General features: G+C 72.0%; 12 protein-coding genes and 1 pseudogene. 3 read left to right on the top strand and 10 right to left on the bottom strand.

Translation table 11 applies throughout. The annotated features are described in order from the left end of the window. Positions 1-62: 62 nt before the first annotated feature. The 7 genes from I6A81_RS30135 to I6A81_RS45830 all read right to left on the bottom strand — a co-directional run bounded on the left by I6A81_RS30135 (position 63) and on the right by I6A81_RS45830 (position 8,666). Entirely contained in the window at positions 63-1,814 is a 1,752-nt protein-coding gene (locus I6A81_RS30135; RefSeq protein WP_238429008.1) for a dipeptide ABC transporter ATP-binding protein, read from the bottom strand. Beyond that, a complete protein-coding gene (locus I6A81_RS30130) occupies positions 1,811-2,896 on the bottom strand; it encodes an ABC transporter permease (RefSeq protein WP_307875008.1) in 1,086 nt (361 codons plus the stop codon). The genes I6A81_RS30135 and I6A81_RS30130 overlap by 4 nt, the downstream gene beginning before the upstream one ends. Then, positions 2,893-3,948 carry an ABC transporter permease gene (locus tag I6A81_RS30125; RefSeq protein ID WP_203002812.1) on the bottom strand — a complete coding sequence of 352 codons (1,056 nt, stop codon included), beginning with the start codon at positions 3,946-3,948 and terminating at the stop codon, positions 2,893-2,895. Before I6A81_RS30125 ends, I6A81_RS30130 begins: the two co-directional genes overlap by 4 nt. Positions 3,949-4,375: 427 nt before the next feature. Further along, the gene (locus I6A81_RS30120; protein WP_238428970.1) at positions 4,376-6,007 is read right to left on the bottom strand and encodes an ABC transporter substrate-binding protein; all 1,632 of its coding nucleotides are present in this window, start codon (positions 6,005-6,007) and stop codon (positions 4,376-4,378) included. 436 nt (positions 6,008-6,443) lie between these two features. Further along, a complete protein-coding gene (locus I6A81_RS45155; RefSeq protein WP_285222649.1) occupies positions 6,444-6,569 on the bottom strand; it encodes a putative leader peptide in 126 nt (41 codons plus the stop codon). A gap of 511 nt (positions 6,570-7,080) precedes the next feature. Then, the gene (locus I6A81_RS30115) at positions 7,081-7,686 is read right to left on the bottom strand and encodes a hemerythrin domain-containing protein (protein WP_203002692.1); all 606 of its coding nucleotides are present in this window, start codon (positions 7,684-7,686) and stop codon (positions 7,081-7,083) included. A 353-nt stretch (positions 7,687-8,039) separates the two neighbouring features. After that, the gene (locus I6A81_RS45830; protein WP_203002693.1) at positions 8,040-8,666 is read right to left on the bottom strand and encodes a pentapeptide repeat-containing protein; all 627 of its coding nucleotides are present in this window, start codon (positions 8,664-8,666) and stop codon (positions 8,040-8,042) included. A 670-nt stretch (positions 8,667-9,336) separates the two neighbouring features. Between I6A81_RS45830 and I6A81_RS44120 the strand changes: the two are divergent. Further along, a pseudogene (locus tag I6A81_RS44120) lies at positions 9,337-9,708 on the top strand (toll/interleukin-1 receptor domain-containing protein); the annotation flags it as partial. Between the two features lie 363 nt (positions 9,709-10,071). Beyond that, positions 10,072-11,568, top strand: a complete 1,497-nt coding sequence (locus I6A81_RS30105; protein ID WP_238428972.1) for a WD40 repeat domain-containing protein — start codon at positions 10,072-10,074, stop codon at positions 11,566-11,568. Between the two features lie 119 nt (positions 11,569-11,687). Here I6A81_RS30105 and I6A81_RS30100 read toward each other — a convergent pair whose 3' ends face one another. Together I6A81_RS30100 and I6A81_RS30095 are read right to left on the bottom strand one after the other, a co-directional pair. Further along, on the bottom strand, positions 11,688-12,668 hold the full coding sequence (locus tag I6A81_RS30100) for an NAD(P)-dependent alcohol dehydrogenase (RefSeq protein ID WP_203002695.1): 981 nt from the start codon (positions 12,666-12,668) through the stop codon (positions 11,688-11,690). After that, entirely contained in the window at positions 12,665-13,198 is a 534-nt protein-coding gene (locus tag I6A81_RS30095) for a hypothetical protein (RefSeq protein WP_203002696.1), read from the bottom strand. Before I6A81_RS30095 ends, I6A81_RS30100 begins: the two co-directional genes overlap by 4 nt. A gap of 326 nt (positions 13,199-13,524) precedes the next feature. Here I6A81_RS30095 and I6A81_RS30090 point away from each other — a divergent pair, with 326 nt between their 5' ends. After that, a complete protein-coding gene (locus tag I6A81_RS30090) occupies positions 13,525-16,503 on the top strand; it encodes a BTAD domain-containing putative transcriptional regulator (protein ID WP_203002712.1) in 2,979 nt (992 codons plus the stop codon). 77 nt (positions 16,504-16,580) lie between these two features. Here I6A81_RS30090 and I6A81_RS30085 read toward each other — a convergent pair. Continuing rightward, the coding region (locus I6A81_RS30085; protein WP_203010378.1) for an RCC1 domain-containing protein at positions 16,581-17,452 on the bottom strand (872 nt) is incomplete at its 5' end.

The raw sequence follows: 17,452 nt of genomic DNA, 5'->3' as shown, positions 1-17,452 counted from the left end.
ACCCGGGGATGGCGCGGGGCTCGAAGCCGGCGCGCGGCGTTCGCCCGGCGCGGGCGGGGCCGTCACGCGGTCCGCCCGGCCGTGGCGTACCCGGCACCCGGGATCGCCGCGAGCAGCGTGCGGGTGTACTCGTGCTCGGGACGGGCGAACAGGTCGGCCGTCGGGCCGGTCTCGACGACCCGGCCGCCCCGCATCACCGCGACCCGATGCGCGATCTGCCGGACGACGGCGAGGTCATGCGAGATGAACAGGTAGGCGAGGCCGATCTCGGCCTGCAGCTCGGCGAGCAGCTCCAGCACCTGGGCCTGCACGGACACGTCGAGCGCGGAGACCGGCTCGTCGCAGACCACCAGGTCGGGGGCGAGCGCCAGCGCGCGGGCGATCGCGACCCGCTGCCGCTGCCCGCCCGACAGCTCCGCCGGGCGGCGCTCGAGCGTCGACGCCGGCAGGGCCACCCGCTCGAGCAGCTCCCGGGCGCGGGCCAGCCGGGACGCCCGGTCGCCCACCCGGAAGACCCGCAGCGGCTCGGTGATCACCTCCGCGATCGAGAACCGGGGGGCGAGGGAGGCGTACGGGTTCTGGTAGATCAGCTGCGCGCGGCGCCGCAGCGCCCGCAGCGCCCCGCCGCCAGCCCTGGTGACGTCGTCGCCGTCGAAGACGATCCGGCCGCCGGTCGGGTCGACGAGCCGCAGGACGAGCCGGGCGGTCGTCGACTTCCCGGAGCCGGACTCGCCGACCAGCGCCAGGGTCTCGCCGCGGCCGATGGTGAAGCTGACGTCGTCGACGGCGCGCAGCGCGCGGGCCCCGCCGCCCGCGCGCGGCAGCGGGTAGTCCTTCACCAGGTTCTCGACGACGACCAGCGCCCGTTCGGCGGCCACCGTCTGACCGGCGGACACCGCCTGACCGGCGGCCGTCGTCTGGTTCGCGGACACCGTCTGGCCAGCGGACACCGGGCGGACGACGGTCTTCGCGCGCGCGACCGACAGGCTCGGGGCGCTGCGCAGCAGCCGGCGGGTGTAGGGGTCCTGGGGGTTCGCGAGGATCTCGCGGGTCGGGCCGCTCTCGACGATCCGGCCGCGCGACATCACCGCGATGCGCCCGGCCCGGTCGGCGGCGACGCCCAGGTCGTGGGTGACGAGCAGGACGGCCGTGCCGAGCTCGGTGGTCAGCCGCTCGAGGTGGTCGAGGATCAGCCGCTGCACGGTGACGTCGAGCGCGCTGGTCGGTTCGTCGGCGATGATCAGGCTCGGCCGGGCGGCGATCGCGATGGCGATCAGCGCGCGCTGGCGCATGCCGCCGGACAGCTCGTGCGGGTACTGCCGGGCGCGGGTCCGTGGGTCCGGCAGCCCGGCCCGCTCGAGCAGCTCGACCGCCGCGGCGTCGGCGCCGCGCCGGCCGGCCAGCCCGTGGATGCGCAGCACCTCCGCGACCTGGGCGCCGATCCGCGTCACCGGGTTGAGCGAGACCGTCGGGTCCTGCGGGATGAGCCCGATCTGGGCGCCGCGAACCGCGCGGAGCTCGCGCGGCGTGAGCGCGGCGAGGTCGCGCCGGCCGACGCCCGCCGGGCCGGGGGTGAGCCCGAAGGTGATACTGCCGGCGTCCACCCGCCCGCCGGCGGGCAACAGGCCGATGACCGCGTGCGCCGTCGTGCTCTTCCCGGAGCCCGACTCGCCGACGAGCGCGACGATCTCCCCCGGCCGCACGTCGAGGTCGACGTCGCGGACCGCCCGCACCGTCCCGGTCCTGGTCCTGGTCCGGTACGACACCGACAGCCCGCGGATCTCCAGCAGGTTCGGGTCGCCAGCCGCGGTCATCGCCCAGCCGTCCATTCGCCGTCGAGGGCCCGGGCGATCCGGTTGGTCGCCAGCACCGTGGCGGCCACCGTCACGCCGGGCAGGGTCGTCAGCCACCAGGCGTTCGCCAGGTAGTTGCGGCCGCTGGAGATCAGCGTGCCCCACTCCGGCGCGGGCGGCTCGGCGCCGTATCCCAGGAAGCTCAGCGACGAGACCGCGAGCACCGACACACCGAAGTCGAGGGTCGCCAGCACGATCACCGGTCCCATGGCGTTCGGCAGCACGTGCCGCCACAGCACGCTGTACCAGCGCGCGCCCGTCGACCGGGCCGCCTCGACGTAGACGGCCTGGCGGACCTTGAGCACCTCGGAGCGCATCACCCGGGCGAAGCTCGCCACGCTCGCGATCCCGACCGCGACCGCCACCTTCACCGTGCCGTAGCCGAGCGCGGTGATCAGCGCGAGCGACAGGAACAGCGTCGGGATCGAGAGCATCACGTCGACGAACCGCATGATCACGTCCTCGATCCAGCGGCCGACGAAGCCGGCGACCAGGCCGAGCAGGCCGCCGACGACGAACGCGACCGCGACCGCGATCAGCGTCGCCTTCATCGACAGGGCGGCGCCGTGCACCACCCGGGCGAACACGTCCCGGCCCAGCTCGTCGGTGCCGAACCAGTGGGCACCGCTGGGCCCGTGGAACCGCTCCTTCGGGACGCCGAGCAACGGGTCGTCGGAGGTGAACAGCGTGGGCCAGAACGACGCCAGCACCACCAGGACGACCACGGCGGCCGAGATCACCAGCCCCGGCCGGCGCAGGAGGAACCCGCCAAGACGGCCCAGGTCGATCCTTCGCCGCGACCCGCCGGGGCCGTCCCCTTGTTCCTCGTCGTCTCCCAGCCGTTCCTCGTCGTCTCCCAGGCCGAAGGCACCCCCCGGATCGAAGGCGCCTCCCGGGCCGAAGGCGGAGACGAGCCGGGGCGCGGATTCCGCGGCTCCCACCGCCACGGCGCCCGCCGCCATGGGTTCCGTCGCCGTGGGTTCCTCGGTGGTCAGGTTCAGCGGGCCGGGTTCCGTGGCCGTCGGCTCCGTCGCGCGGCTCACCGGGCGCTCCCCGGGACCGGCCCGCCGATCCCGGCGACCGGGGAGATCGGCGCGCCGCCGCCGGAGATGGTGTCCGTCGGAATGTCCTTTCGACGCGTCGGACGGCTCCTGCCGGAACCGCCCACGACGATGCGCGGATCGATCAGCGGGTAGAGGAGGTCGACGATCAGGTTGACCGTCACGAAGACGAGGGCACCGAGGACGACGACGGCCTGCACGACGGGGATGTCCTGCGCGGTGACGGCGGCGGCGGTCACCCGGCCGACGCCGTTTCGGGAGAACACCGTCTCGATGACGACGGCGTTCGCCATGAGCTGGCCGACCAGCACGCCGAGGACGGTGAGCGCCGGCAGGCAGGCGTTGCGCAGCGCGTGCCGCAGGTGAACCCGGACGCGCCCGGCGCCCTTGGCCCAGGCGGTCTGCACATACGGCTCGTCGAGCGTGGCGAGCAGGCTCTTCGCGAGTACCTGCCCGACCATCGCGCCGGTGGGAATCGCCATGGTGACGGCCGGGAGAATCAGGCCGCGCAGCCCGTCGTTGCCGAACGCCGGGAACAGCCGCACGCGGAACGAGAACAGCTGGACGAGCATCAGCCCGATCCAGAACGCGGGGACGGACACGCCCACCGAGGGCAGGCTCAGCAGCAGCTGGCGCAGCCAGCGCCACCGGGTGTAGGTCGCGACCACCGCCAGCGTGGTGCCGAAGACCGCGGCGAGCGCCATTCCCAGGCCGGTGAGCTGCAGCGTCTGCGGCAGCGCCGCGGAGAGCACCGAGGTGACCGACCGGCCGGCGGCCACCGAGTCGCCGAAGTCGCCCCGCAGGGCCCTGAACAGGTAGTCGAAGTACTGCGCGAGCACCGGCTTGTCGAACCCGTACTCCTGGCGCAGCGCCTCGAGCTGGGCGGGATCGGCCGGCGTCGAGTCCATCCCGGCGCCGGCCATGGCCGAGACCGGGTCGCCGGGCAGGAAGTCCAGCACCAGGAACGACACCGTGTAGGCGGCCCACAGCACGCCGACCGCCTGCGCGACCCGACGAACCACGTACCACCACATCCGGGGCCGCCCTTCCTTGTCCTGCTCGCTGTCCGGTCTCGCGCCGTTCGGTTTCACGCTGTTCGGTTTCGCGCTGTTCGGTTTCGCGCTGTTCGGTTTCGCGCGCCGTTCGGTTTCGCGCTCTGTCGGTCTCGCGCTCTGTCGGTCTCGCGCGATGTTCGCCGCGCGCTGTTCACCGCGGTCCGCGGTCGTCCGCGCGCTCCTGCCGCGTCCGCTGGTCCTCGCGGCTGGGATGCCCGTCGCCTGGAACACCGGCCGGTGCCGGGAGCCCGCCAGGGGCTCCCGGCACCGAACCGGCCCCATCCGGTCCGGCCCGGCCTCCCTCGGAGAACGCCGAGGGCGATGCGGTGCCGGCCGGCTTTCGGGGCATGACCGGCGGCGTGGCGCCGCCGGCTGGTCCTCGCCCGGGCCGTTCTTCCGGCCGGCGCTACTCCTTCCAGGTGTTGTGCAGCTGGATCCGACTGGAGGCCTCGAACTGCAGGTCGTGCACCTTGTTCGACACCCCGAGCTCGGTTTCGAGCTCGACGACCGGAATGACGTACGCGTTGTCGACGACCAGCCCCTGTGCCTGCTCCACCAGCGCCGCGCGCTTCGTCGTGTCCGGCTCCGCCGCCTGGTTCGTGAGCACCGCGTCCAGCTCGCTCGCGGGCAGCTTGTAGAAGTTGGTGCCGGTCGTGAGGAACTGGCTGCGCAGGATGTCCGGGTCGGCGCGGGTCACGTTGCCCCACGCGGCGTCGAACTCACCCGCCTGCAGGGCCGCGGTCACCTGGGCGATCTGCAGCTGCGCCAGCTCGATCTCGACGCCGATCGCCTTCAGCTGCTGCTGGATCAGCTCCAGCGCCGGCTGGTTGGTGGCCGCGTTGGCGAACCAGACCACCCGCAGGGAAAGCCGCTGGCCGTCCTTCTCCCGGATCCCGTCGGAGCCAGGCCGCCAGCCCGCCTCGTCGAGGAGCGTGCCGGCCCGCGCCTTGTCGAACGTCAGGTCGGCGCTCAGGTCGGTGTAGTAGGGCGTGGTGTGCGCGAGGATGCTCGTCGCCGGCTTGGTGCCGGTCGGGAACACCGTGTCGACGATCTCCTGCCGGTCGACGCCGAGCAGGAGCGCCTGGCGCACCTTCGGGTCCGCGAAGATCGGGCGGGAGTTGTTCAGGCTCAGGTTGAAGACGACGCCCGGGTTCGCGCGGGCCTGCAGCGTGACCCCGCTGCCCTCCAGCGCCGCCTCGTCGGACTGCGCCACCGCGCCGATCGCGTCGACCTGGCCGGACTGCAGGCTGGAGGTGCGCACCCCGGCCTCGGGAATGACCTTGAACTCGACGGCGTCGAGGTATGCCTCGCCCTTGTTCTCCCAGAGCGAGGAGCCCCAGGCATAGCCGGCGCGCTTCGTCAGCGAGATCGACTGGCCCTGCACGTACTTGGACAGCACGAACGGCCCGGACCCGATCACGCCGTCGGCGCACCGCTCCTGCGGGGTCTTCTGGAGGCTCGCGCTGGACAGCAGGCCCAGCGAGAACGTCGACGTCGCCTGCAGGAACTGGGCGTTCGGCTGGGAGAAACTCACCTCTGCGGTGAGGTCGTCCACGACCTTGGTGCCCACGTAGCCGGTCAGGTAGCCACGGCCCAGGCTCGCCAACGCGCCGAGGTTCGGGATCGTGTCGAAGTTGTCCTTCACCGCCTGGGCGTTCAGCGGCGTGCCGTCGCTGAACGTCACGCCGGCGCGCAGGTGGAAGGTGAACGTCTTCGCGTCCGGACTGATCTCCCACTTCTCGGCGAGCCACGGCACGATCTCGCCGCTCTCGGGATCCTGGTCGGTCAGCGAGTCGACGGTCTGGCGCATCGAGTAGACCGTGTCGTTGCTGCCCACCTGCTGCGGGTCGACGCAGGCGGAGTCCGAGCCGACCGCGAACGTCAGCGTGCCACCGCGCTTGGGCGCGGCGGACGCGGCGCCGCCCGCGCCGCCGGCCGGGGAATCACCGTCGCCGTCCGAGCCGCAGGCGGCCAGCAGCGTCGAGCTGACGGCTACCGCGGCGACAGCCACCGCCCACCGGGTGGGTCTGGACCGCATCGATCGTTTCACGACGGCGTCTCTCCTCGCGAGGTCCAAGGCATTCAGGTCAGGGGCATTCAGGTCAGGGCATGAGGCCCGCCGGTCGGTCAGCCGTCCGGTGAGCAGGCCGTCCGGTCGCCAGCCGGCCTCCTCGGTAGCTGGGCGTCGAACGCGGATGGGGCCGGGCGGCGGGAAGAACGGCGCGCTCGGATGGCCGGCGGGTCGCGACGCCATGAGGCGCCGGCCCGTCGGCCTGGTAGGCGTGGGTGGGCGCGCCCACCCGGCCCGGGGCACGGGCGTGGGAAGGCGCTGTCTGGAGGCGGAACGGGCCAGGTGGCACGAGGAGGTACCCCGGACACGGCCGCGGTCGGCACCGCCCGCCTCGAGGTGGTGCCGCGCCGTCAGCCGGGCGAGGGCGGTCCGGCGACGCGAGGCGTCAGGCGGGCTGGAGGGTTCAGGACTCGCGTTCGCCGCGACACAGGCTGCTGGTCACCCGCTGCAGGTCGATGTGCCGGCGCGAGAATGTCGCCAGCGAGCGACGCGACGGCACGGCGAAGTCGTGGCGACCTGACCGCTGCACGCTGTCCCCTCTCCTCTGGCGCCTCGCGCAAGGGCCGCGCCGGGCGACGACCGCCTGGTCACGCTAACCGCGGAGACGATTTCCCGTCAATCCCGATGGGAAAACTTGAAATAATGACGACACGCGCCTGTCACGCGCGCCACGGCCAGCGCCCGCTCCCCCGCCCGGGCGTCAGCGTGCCAGCACCGCTCCCAATGCCGCGACGACCGTGCCCTGGGAGCGGTCGGCGACGCGCCCAGCCCTCCGCCAACGCGACCATGGCCACCGTCGCCACGCACCACGCGACCGACCCTCCCCGGCGAGGAGGAGGCCAGGGTGATCACCAGTCATCCATCATGCGCCGACGGCCATTGTCGGCTGATTCGACCGGATAAGTGAATAATTTGCCCCTGGCGGTTGGCGGCGACGACCTTTCGCACACACGGGCGTCCCCGCCACATACGTCGACCTCCTCGGCGGTCGTGAGCGCCGCCGAGGAGGTCGACGTGTTCCACCGAACGCGGTCTCGGGGTCAGGCGCCCCCGTCACCGACGCGGGCCCGCGACCGGATGGCGTCCTTCGACCGGTCGATGATCGAGGCGATCGGCCCTACGGTCCACTGTCGCAGCGGCGAGCCCGCCGCGCTCGGGTGCGGATGGGTAGGCGCGAACCGCTCCACGGCGCGCAGGCTGTCGCCCATCGAACGCCGCTTGTCCGGCTCGCACTGCGCGCGCACCACCGGGAACTCCTCCTGCTCCTCCCGGTCCGCGTGCTCGCTGACGGACCGCTCGAACGCGTCGAGCCGGGCCGCGAACTCCGGCGAGAAGATGTCCATCTTCTCCAGTTCGCGCAGCTCCCAGGTCGCCTCGGCCTCCTCCCGGTCGCGGGCGTCGGCGACCTCGGGGCCGGCGACCCGCTTGGTCACCGGCCGCAGCACCATCTCCTCGGCGGTCTCGTGCACCGCGAGCAGGGCGCGAAGCTCGTCGAACGCCTGCCGCCGGTGCTCGCCCCGCGCCGTCCGCAGGTCGCCGAACAGCTCCCGGATCCGGGCGTGCTGTTCCAGCAGCGTGCGCACCACGTCCCCCTCGGGGAGCCGGGCGGCCTCCTCACGCTCACGCTCCGCGGCCTTGACGGCCATGTCGTCACCTCCTGTGATGATCAGCACGCCCGTTCGGCTCGGGCGGCGCCTCTTTCGTCGACCTGCCCCGCTTGCGCGCGGACAATCAGCCGTCGACGGCCGGCCCGAGGGGACCACATCTCGCCCACGAGGCGACGGGAGGGCGGCACGCCGCCTTCGCGCCCCCGGGGAGAAGCGGTTGGGACCTGGCCGTGCCCGTCAGCGAGCCGGGGAGGCCATCGACGAGTGGCGCCCGGGCGCGGTGGCGGTGGCGGTGGCGGTGGCGGTGGCGGTGGCGGCCAAGGTTGCGGCACGGCGCATGCCCCGCGCCGACGCGGAGCACCAGGCGGCGACCGCGTGGTCCGCGGAGCGGGTCAGCTCTCCTCGATCGTGATGTCTAGGGCCGCCGCCAGGGCGTAGGTCAGCGCGACGAGATCGGCCGCGCCGATCGTCGCGCCCCGCAGGCTGGCGGCGCCGCCGATACCCGCCAGTTCGCAGCGGATGAACCGGGTCCCGGCGCAGTCGGCCTGCGTGAACTGAGCTCCGCTCAGGTCGCAGTCGGTGAACTGGGCGCCGCGCAGGTCCGCGTTGGTGAAGTCGGCCCTGGTCAGGTTGCAGCCGACGAAGGCGACGTCCTTGAACGACGTGAACCGCAGCGTCGCCATGTCCATCCGGCACTCGCTGAAGGTGACGTCACGCAGGACGCCGCCGAGCCAGTGCACCCCGGTCAGTCGCACCGCGGCGAGCCTGACCCGTTGCATGTCCGACTTGGCGGCCCGCAGGTTCGCCCAGTCGCTGCCCTCCACCAGGCAGTCGGTGAACCTGGCCCGTTCCAGCGCGACGCCCGCCAGGCTCACCCGGCGCAAGCCGCACTCCTCGAACTCGACCGCGTCGGCCGCCTGGCCACCGAGGTCGATGTCGGTGAAGTCGAGCCGCCGGAACGCCGCCTCGTCGTACAGGTCGTGCTCCGGCGAGGTGGCGACGCCGAGTGACGTGGGCACCCTTGGCGGCGCGGGCTCCCGCGGCCCCGACGAGGCACCGCGACGTGGAGATGACCGAGCCGGCACGGCCCCAACCGTATCGGACTGCCCATCCCACCGACGGATACTCGGACCGCGGCTTCCGCCTGTCCCGACGATGCGACGGCCGGGCCTGGCCGTGCCGTGATCGCCAAATGCTTGGGGAAATCGCGGCCAACGACGCGTCGCGGCGACCACCTCCACAAGCGAATGACGATCGATGGGTAGCACGCCCGGTCCGGCGCGAGGTTCCACGCCAAGGCCAGTGTGTCGTGATGACGGCGCCGAGCACACAACGCCGTCGAACGAACATGCCCGTGAGCAGGTCTTGTGCGCCAGATACTCGTCGAACCGTCTACGTCATCCGCGCCGCCGAACTCAGCCCCGTGATCTGCCGCACGCGCCCGCCCGGCGCCGGCTGGTCACCCCCTACGAGCGCTTCGAAGGCATCGCCGTCGATCTCTGGCACCGGACCAGATCGAGGACTGGCTCTACCTGAGTACCACCGGTTCGTCGCCGGATCGCTACAGCCGACCGACTATCGTCATGACCATCTCAAGTCTGAGGCGCGCCGGTCCTAGGACCTCGCAGAGTGGACATCGGGGGATGTCGTGGCTATCGAACGGCGCGACGCGCTTGTGTCGCTTTCACAATGGTGACCCCATCCAGCGGCGACCACTGGGATTTCTTCGTTTCCTATTCAGGAGCCGATCGAGAATGGGCGGAGTGGATCGCATGGCAACTCGAGGACGAAGGGTTCAGCGTCCTAGTTCAAGCATGGGACTTCGTCCCGGGCGCCCATTGGATGAGCCGGATGATAGATGGAGTGCGAGGCGCGGATCGGATTATCTCCATCCTTTCACACGCATATTTGACCTCCGTCTACGGGCAAGCAGAATGGCAGGCGGCCTACATACAGGATCCCGATGGATTCACTAGAAAGGTTATCCCTATCAGGGTCGAGGAATGTCCGCGACCCGCTCTTCTAGACGGCGTTGTATCCTTTGACTTGTTCGATCTTGAGACAGACGAAGCCCGCAGCCTCTTGTTGACCAAGATACGAGCGGCGCTTGACGGTCGCGCGAAACCGCAGTCTGAGCCAACTTTCCCGACCAAGGTGGTACCGCCCGCCCCGATGTCAGGTCTTTCGGACGTGGCGCCCGATTTTCCGGGCCAGCGACCAGCCCCTGTTGACTCACAGTACCGAATCGGCCGGAAGCAGCGATCGCATCCGCCCAAAGGAGAGACTGGCGCCAGTCGATGGTCTAAAGACGGCGGCAGGTACGCGGCTGCGCTCCCACATCGGCGCGGCGAGTTCCTCGATGTCACGCCGATCAGCAAGCCAGGCCCATACGATCATGTTGCGAGTGATATCCCAAGGCGCCGTATGGTGAAGACATCCATCACGCCTCAGGGTTTTCTTCTCACGCACAGGCCGCCACGAAAATTAATGCTCACCGCCGCGCTGCTAGCACTAGTATCTGCAGCATCAATGCTAGCGCATTGGAGTCCATGGAATAATCTCGACAGTGATCATCAAGCGTTTGATGCCGAGGCTTCCTCACGACAACTCGCCACTGCCGCGTCAACTGTTGTCGACGACCGGCCAGCGCTCGCGCGCCGTTATGCTATTGCCGCCTACCGCGTAGCACCGACCAGAGAGGCCCGTATTGCCGTGATCGACCTACTCGTACCAACTGATCGGCCGCTGGCCCTGCTGCGACATCCGGAAGAAGTATTTAGTCTCGGGTTAAGCCCTGATGGCGACCTTCTCGCCACCGGAGACAACGACGCTGACGTTAGGCTCTGGACCACTGGAAGCCGTGGCGAGATCGACGAACCCTTAGCCACTCTTGGACGTCATCAGTTGGGCGACGTGTACGATGGCGTCGTTTTCGGGCCGAGGAATACTGATTTGCTCGCGACCGTGGCGAAAAATGGCACCATACTATTGTGGGGACTCGCGGGCCAAGGTCTGGTCGACCGGCCGCTGGCCACCTTCAAGGGATCCAACGTGAGCACCTCGAATGTGGCATTCAGTCCCGGCGGGGAGTTTCTAGCGGTGGGTGACCAGACGGGCAAGGTGTGGTTGTGGGACACTACCAGCCGCGGATCGGTAGATCGACCCCTTGCAACCCTCGGAAGCTCAAGTTCCCCCGTGAATGCCGTGGATTTCGGCCCCGCAGGATCCGATTTGCTTGCCAGTGGTGACGACGAGGGTTTGGTATACGTATGGAGAATTTCGGACCTAGATAAGTCAGATCGTCCAGCATCGACTCTTGTCGGACATCTCGACGCGATTAACAACCTGGCCTTTAGCTCCGATGGCAGAGTGATAGCAGCGGGCAGTGAGGATAAGACAACTATGGTCTGGAAGATCGACCTTGCCAGCAAAGCCAACTCTCCAGTCGCCACACTCGGACACAATGACACGGTTGACTACGTCGCGTTCACCCCCGCAGGCGCCGATCTGCTAGCCACCGGCAGTTCAGACGGAACTGTTCGATTGTGGGACGGGAACGGCTGGGGCCTATTGGCATCGCTGGGAGGAGCTTCAACGCTTTACGACCCCGTTTTTAGCCCCGACGGTTCCCTGATCGCCACGGTCAGTCCAGACGGGGGCGTACGGCTGTGGGATTCCTCCAGCCGGGGCCAAATAGACCGTCCACTAGCCGTCCTGGTTCACGGGAAAGCCGTTTACGACGCGGAATTCACTTCGGACGGAGGTCTGCTCGCCACTGGAAATCCCACAGGCGCACGACTATGGGAGCTCGACACCACCCGGATAGTTGCTGGCGCTTGCGCCGACCCCGTCAACAATCTCACGGAGGCGGAGTGGAGGATCGTCCTCCCAGACACGCCCTACGACCCCCCGTGCGAATGAATGCTCCTGCTGGCTGGCCGGACGGCGCGCTGCCCCGCCTGTCCGGCGACAGCGCGGCGACGCTGCTGGCCCGGCACGAATCCGCCGGCGCGCCGCGCTGACGGCCGAACCGCGCCTGTTCAGCCGACGGTGACGACCACCTTGCCTCGGGCGTGGCCGCCCTCGACGTGACGCAGGGCCTCGGCGGCGTCGGGCAGCGGGTAGGTCCGGTCGAGCACCGGGGTGAGCTTCCCGCCCTCGACCAGCTCGGCGAGGGTCAGCAGGTCGGCGCGTTCGGGCTTCCAGACGAACGGGCGGATCCGCTGCCGCACGAACAGGTTGAGCGCGAGACCGCGCGGGAAGTTGGCGACCGCCCCGATCACCTGGCCGGGCGCGCCACCGCTGTTCATCGCGAGGGTTCCCGTCGGCGTCAGCGCGCGGCGCAGGTGACGCAGCCGCCGGTTGCCGACGTTGTCGAGAAGGGCGTCGTGGTGTTCCGGCCCGTCGAGGAAGTCCTCGGCGGTGTAGTCGACGACGCGCGTGGCGCCCAGCGCGCGCACCAGCTCCACGTTGCGGGTGCCGCACACCCCGGTGACCTCGACGCCCAGCGCGACCGCGATCTGGACCGCGAACGTGCCGACTCCGCCGGCGGCGCCGTTGACGAGCAGGCGCTGCCCGGCGCGCAGCCGGGCGACGTCCCGGACCGCCCGCAGCGCCGTCCCGCCCGCCAGCGGGATGGCCGCCGCCTGCTCGAAGGTCAGGCCCGCCGGCTTCCGGATTACCAGCCCGCGCGGCGCGACGAGCGCGTACTCCGCGAGGGCGCCGGCGCACAGGCCGAACACCTCGTCACCCGGCCGCACGTCGCGCACGTTCTCCCCGACCCGCTCGACGGTCCCGGCCGCGTCGATGCCGGCCACCCGGGCCTTCGGCCGCCGCGCGCCAACCCCGCCCATCAGGCGCGCGACGTACGGGTCGCCGCGCAGCATGTGCCAGTCGTACGGGTTGAGCCCGGCGGCGCGCACCCGGACCAGCACGTCGTCCGGGCCGACCCTGGGCATGTCGACGTCGGCGAGCCGCAGGCTGTCCGGCGGGCCGAACCGCTCCTGGACGATCGCCTTCATCGGACGGCCTCACGCGCGCACCCGCCGACGAGAACGTCGCCGGCCTTCTGGGACCGCGCGTACAGCGACCCGGCGAGCAGCGCGGCGCTGATGACGGACTGGGCCACCCACCACGCGCCGACCTGGTGGTGCTGCCAGGTCGGGCACAGCGCCGACAGCACGGTCAGGCCGCCAGCCGCGTAGCTCGCCGGGCCGAACGCCCAGCGCCGGCCGGCGAGCAGCGCGGCGGCGGACGCCAGCAGCAGCACCACGGTGACGGCCGAGGCTGCGTCGGCCCACGGCGGCTGGGTCGGCGGACGGGCCTCCGGTCCCGGCTGGATCGCCGCGATCGTCCCGAAGCCGGCCAGCAGCAGGCCGCCCCACAGCCTTGGCGGCACACCGCGCGCGAACCTGCCCGACGGGTCGCGCCCCGGCGCGAGCCCGTCGGCCGCGCGATCCGCGCCGTCCACGGCGGGGTCCGGCGCGGCGTGCGCCGCCGCCCAGGCAGCGTCCGCCTGCCTGGTGGCACCCGCCGCTCGAAGCGGCGACACGATCCCGCCGTCGCGGCCGCCTGGCGCGATCGGACCTGTCCTCGCCACCGCCACGCGTGTCGTTGCCGCTCTCGGGCTCGTCACGGTCGCCCTCGGAATCATCGGTGTCGCCGCCGGGCCTGTCATCGCCGTCCGCCTCCCACGCTCGGTGCCGTTCTCCCTCGACGCTGCCTGGCCGCTGTCGAAGATCTGTTGAGATACGGTTGAGGCGGCTTTCGGACCCGACGGCCCGTCCAGGTGCGCGAGGATCGGGGCGCCGAAGCCAACCGGCACCGAGAAGGACCGACGCGGAGCAGGATCGGCGCGCGGGGAGGGCGGTGAGCGCCGTGGCCGTCCAGGACGCCCGAATCCTCCTGGATGTTCGGGTCACGTTGTTGGGCGGCGTCGGCGCCGTCACCGGACGCGGCGAACCGGCCGACGTGGGCCCGCCGAAGTGCCAGGCGCTGCTCGCCGCGCTCGCCCTGTCGCCCGGGGCGGCGGTGCCCGTCCGGCGGCTGGTGGAACTGGTGTGGGGCGAGGAGCGGCCGCGCACGGCCGAGCGGACCCTGCAGTCCTACGTCGTCCGGCTGCGCCAGGCCCTCGGCCCGTCCGCGATCGCCACGGTGAACGCCGCCTACCGCCTGGACCTGGCGCCCGAGGCGATCGACGTGGTCCGGTTCTCCCGGCACGCCGACGCCGGTGACCTGGACGCGGCGCTCGCCGAGTGGTCCGGGGTCCCGCTCGCGGGCCTGGACGTCCCCGGCCTGGCGCCCGCGGTGGACGGGCTGGTCGAGCGCTGGCTGGCCGTGGTGGAGGCCGAGCTCACGCGCCGGGTCGAGACCGACCCGGAGGCGGCGGTCGGCCGGCTGACCGAGCTCACCACCACCCACCCGTTCCGGGAGGGGCTGTGGGCGCTGCTGATGACGGCGCTGTACCGGTCGGGCCGGCAGACGGACGCCCTGGCCGCCTACCAGAAGGCGCGGGGTGTCCTCGTCGAGCATCTCGGCGTCGAGCCCGGGCCTCGGCTGCGCGAGCTCGAGGCCCAGGTACTCGGTCACGACGAACGGCTGGCCCCCGCGCCCCGGCCGACGCCGGCCTCGCCAGCGCTGGCCTCGCCGACGGCGGGGACGGGCCGGCCGGGGAACCTGCCGCCGCGCCTCGGGCGGCTCATCGGCCGGGAGAAGGACCTGGCGACCGTGCGCGCCGCCCTGGCGGCGGCTCCGGTCGTCACCCTCGTCGGGCCCGGCGGCATCGGCAAGACCAGGCTCGCGGTCGCCGCCGCGAGCCGGGAGGACGACGCCGACGGCGCGTGGCTCGTCGACCTGGTCGAGATCGGCTCGGACGCCGACGTCCCCCGGGCGGTCGCCGTCGCCCTCGGGGTCAAGGAGAGCGCCGGGCGGGCGCTGACCGCGTCCGTCGTCGCGTCCCTGCGCGCGCGCCGCGTCCTGCTCGTCCTGGACAACTGCGAGCACGTGGTGGACGGGGCCGCGGCGCTCGCCCAGACGATCGCCGACGGCTGCCCGGGCACGCGGGTGCTCGCCACGTCGCGGGAGCCGCTCGGCCTGCGCGACGGCCACGAACGGGTCGTCCCGGTGGGCCCGCTGGTGCCCGACGGCCCGGCCGTCGAGCTGTTCACCGAGCGCGCGACGGCGCTGTCGCCGGCCTTCGACCCGGCCGCCGCGCACCAGGAGGTCGTCCAGATCTGCCGCCGCCTGGAGGGCGTCCCGCTGGCCGTCGAGCTGGCCGCCGCCCGGACGACCACCCTCACTCCGGCGGACCTGCTCGCCCGGCTCGACGACCAGCTGCGGCTGCTCGTCGGCGGTGGCCGGTCCGGCGCGCCTCGCCACCGGGCGATGCGCGCGACCATCCGGTGGTCCCATGACCTGCTCGACCCGGCCGAGCGGCGGCTGCTGCGCCGGCTGGCGGTCTTCGTCGGCGCGTTCGACGTCGCCGCGGCCGAGACCGTCACCGCGTGGGCCGCCGCGGCCGAGGAGGGCGCGGACGCCGAGGCACGCGGGCGCGCCGGAGGAGACGCGACCATCGAGGCCGACACGGTCGCTACCGGCGTCGACGAGCTGCTGGGCAGGCTGGTGGCCCGTTCCATGGTCATCGCCGAGCCCGGCCCGTCTGGCCGGCGCCTGCGGCTGCTCGCGCCGATCCGCCAGTTCGCCGCCGAGCAGCTGGCCGCCTCCGGTGAGGCGGACCTGATGGCCGAGCACCACGCCGCCTGGTGCGTCCAGCGGCTCGGCGCCATCCACCGGCTGCTGACCGGCCAGGGCGAGGTCGCCGGGGTCGCGCGGCTCGACGAGCTGTGGCCGAACCTGCGGGCCGCGTTCGGCTGGGCCCACGCGCGGGGCGACCGGCGGCTCGCGCACGCGCTGGTCCGGCCGATCGTGACGGAGATCCCGCGCCGTAGCCGCGGCGAGCTCGGCGACTGGGTCGAACGGCTGCTCGCCATGATCCCGCCCGAGGACACCGACCCCGAGGACACCGACGTGGTCGCGTTCGGGCTGACCTGGGCCGGTCAACGCTACAAGCTCGCCCAGGACCCGGCGGCGTTCGAGCGCCTGGCGGCCCGCCACGGCACGCGCGACGACGCGGCGGCCCGCCACGCCCGCGCGAGCGTCCACCAGGACTACCCGGCGCTAGAAGAAGCGACCCCACCTCTGATCGCGGGGCTGCGCCGCCGCGGCGACCACGATCTGGCCGAGCACTTCGAGATCGACGTCGCCGCGGCGCTCATCTTCGCGGGGCGGTTCGACGACGGCGATCCGATCGTCGCGGCGCTGGTCGACCGCTACCGCGCCGGCGGCCCGCCGACGCTGCTGAACGTGTCGCTGATCCTGCTCGGCTACTCGGCGATGCTGCGGGGCCGGCGCGACCGCGCCGAGGAGCTGTTCGGCGAGGCGGTCGGTGTCGAGGTGCCGGCGCGCACCCACTCGCCGAACCGGTGCGTCGAGGCCGGCGCCTACTTCCGGCGCGGCGAGGCGGGCCGCGCGTTCGCCGTCCTGCGGGGCTACGTCGACGAGCTGCTCGACTCCGGCAACATGCAGGCCGTGTGCGTCACCGCCGTCGAGTTCGTCAACATGATGGTCCAGGTCGACCGCCTGCCCGAGGCCGCCCGCATCCTGCGCCACCTCGACCACACGGCCCCCTACTGGGCCACCCTGGTCGCCGCCGCCCGCCAGATCATCGACGCGGCGGCGCGGGCCGTCCCACAGCCCGCGGCCCCACCCGAGCCGAGCCTCGACGACCACCAGGCCCTGGCCTACATGCGCCGGGTCCTGACCGAACTCATGCCCGAGGCCCTCGCCGCCCAGCGCTGACTCGGCCGGGCGCGCTGTGTGTGGTGATCGGCACCTTGGCTGGCCAGTACGGCCAGCCAAGGTACGGCTCACCAGGCCTAGTCGCTCACCATCGCGTAGCCGTTGTAGTCACTGCCCGAGATGGCGCGGACGTTGTTCAGCCCGAGTACGGGGACGGGCAACGAGCTGTCGGTGGTGGTGCCGTTGCCGAGCTGGCCGAGGAAGTTGCTCCCCCAGGCCCAGGCGGTGCCGTCCTGGCGCACCGCGTACCCGCTGACGAAGCCGGCGGAGATCGCGGTCACGCCGACCAGGCCCGTGGTGCCACTGACGGGAACGGGAACCGAGCTGTTGGTGGTGGTGCCGTTCCCGAGCTGGCCCTGGGTGTTGTTGCCCCAGGCCCAGAGGGTGCCGTTGCCGCGCAGCGCGTAGGCGTGCAGGAAGTTGCCGGCGAGGGCGCGGACGTTGGTGAGGCCGGTGACCGGCACGGGGACCAGGCTGTCGGTGGTGGTGCCGTTGCCGAGCTGGCCGTGGCTGTTGTAACCCCAGGCTCGGACGGTGCCGTCGCGCCGCAGCGCGTACCCGCTGGCGCCACTGGCGGCGATGGCCGTGACGCCGGTGAGGCCGGGGACCCGGACGGGTTGGAGGCTGTTGGTGGTGGTGCCGTTGCCGAGCTGGCCGAAGAAGTTGCCACCCCAGGCCCGGACGGTGCCGTCGCGGCGCAGCGCGTACCCGCTGGTGTCACCGGCGGCGATGGCCGTGACGCCGGTGAGGCCGGGGACCTGGACGGGAACCAGGCTGTCGGTGGTGGTGCCGTTGCCGAGCTGGCCGAGGCTGTTGTAACCCCAGGCCCAGACGGTGCCGTCCCAGCGCAGCGCGTACCCGGCGTTGCCACTGGCGGCGATGGCCGTGACGCCGGTGAGGCCGGGGACCTGGACGGGAACCAGGCTGTCGGTGGTGGTGCCGTTGCCGA

It is taken from the genome of Frankia nepalensis (assembly GCF_016786325.1).
In the GTDB taxonomy this organism is placed as follows: domain Bacteria; phylum Actinomycetota; class Actinomycetes; order Frankiales; family Frankiaceae; genus Pseudofrankia; species Pseudofrankia nepalensis.
The sequence above is the reverse complement of the archived record's forward strand: the minus strand, read 5'-3'. Positions and strand labels throughout refer to the sequence as shown.

Coding starts and splice junctions, on each gene's coding strand:
- I6A81_RS30135 (WP_238429008.1), bottom strand. CDS start 1,814: ATGACCGCGGCTGGCGACCCGAACCTGCTGGAGATCCGCGGGCTGTCG.
- I6A81_RS30125 (WP_203002812.1), bottom strand. CDS start 3,948: ATGTGGTGGTACGTGGTTCGTCGGGTCGCGCAGGCGGTCGGCGTGCTG.
- I6A81_RS30120 (WP_238428970.1), bottom strand. CDS start 6,007: ATGCGGTCCAGACCCACCCGGTGGGCGGTGGCTGTCGCCGCGGTAGCC.
- I6A81_RS30115 (WP_203002692.1), bottom strand. CDS start 7,686: ATGGCCGTCAAGGCCGCGGAGCGTGAGCGTGAGGAGGCCGCCCGGCTC.
- I6A81_RS30105 (WP_238428972.1), top strand. CDS start 10,072: ATGGTGAAGACATCCATCACGCCTCAGGGTTTTCTTCTCACGCACAGG.
- I6A81_RS30100 (WP_203002695.1), bottom strand. CDS start 12,668: ATGAAGGCGATCGTCCAGGAGCGGTTCGGCCCGCCGGACAGCCTGCGG.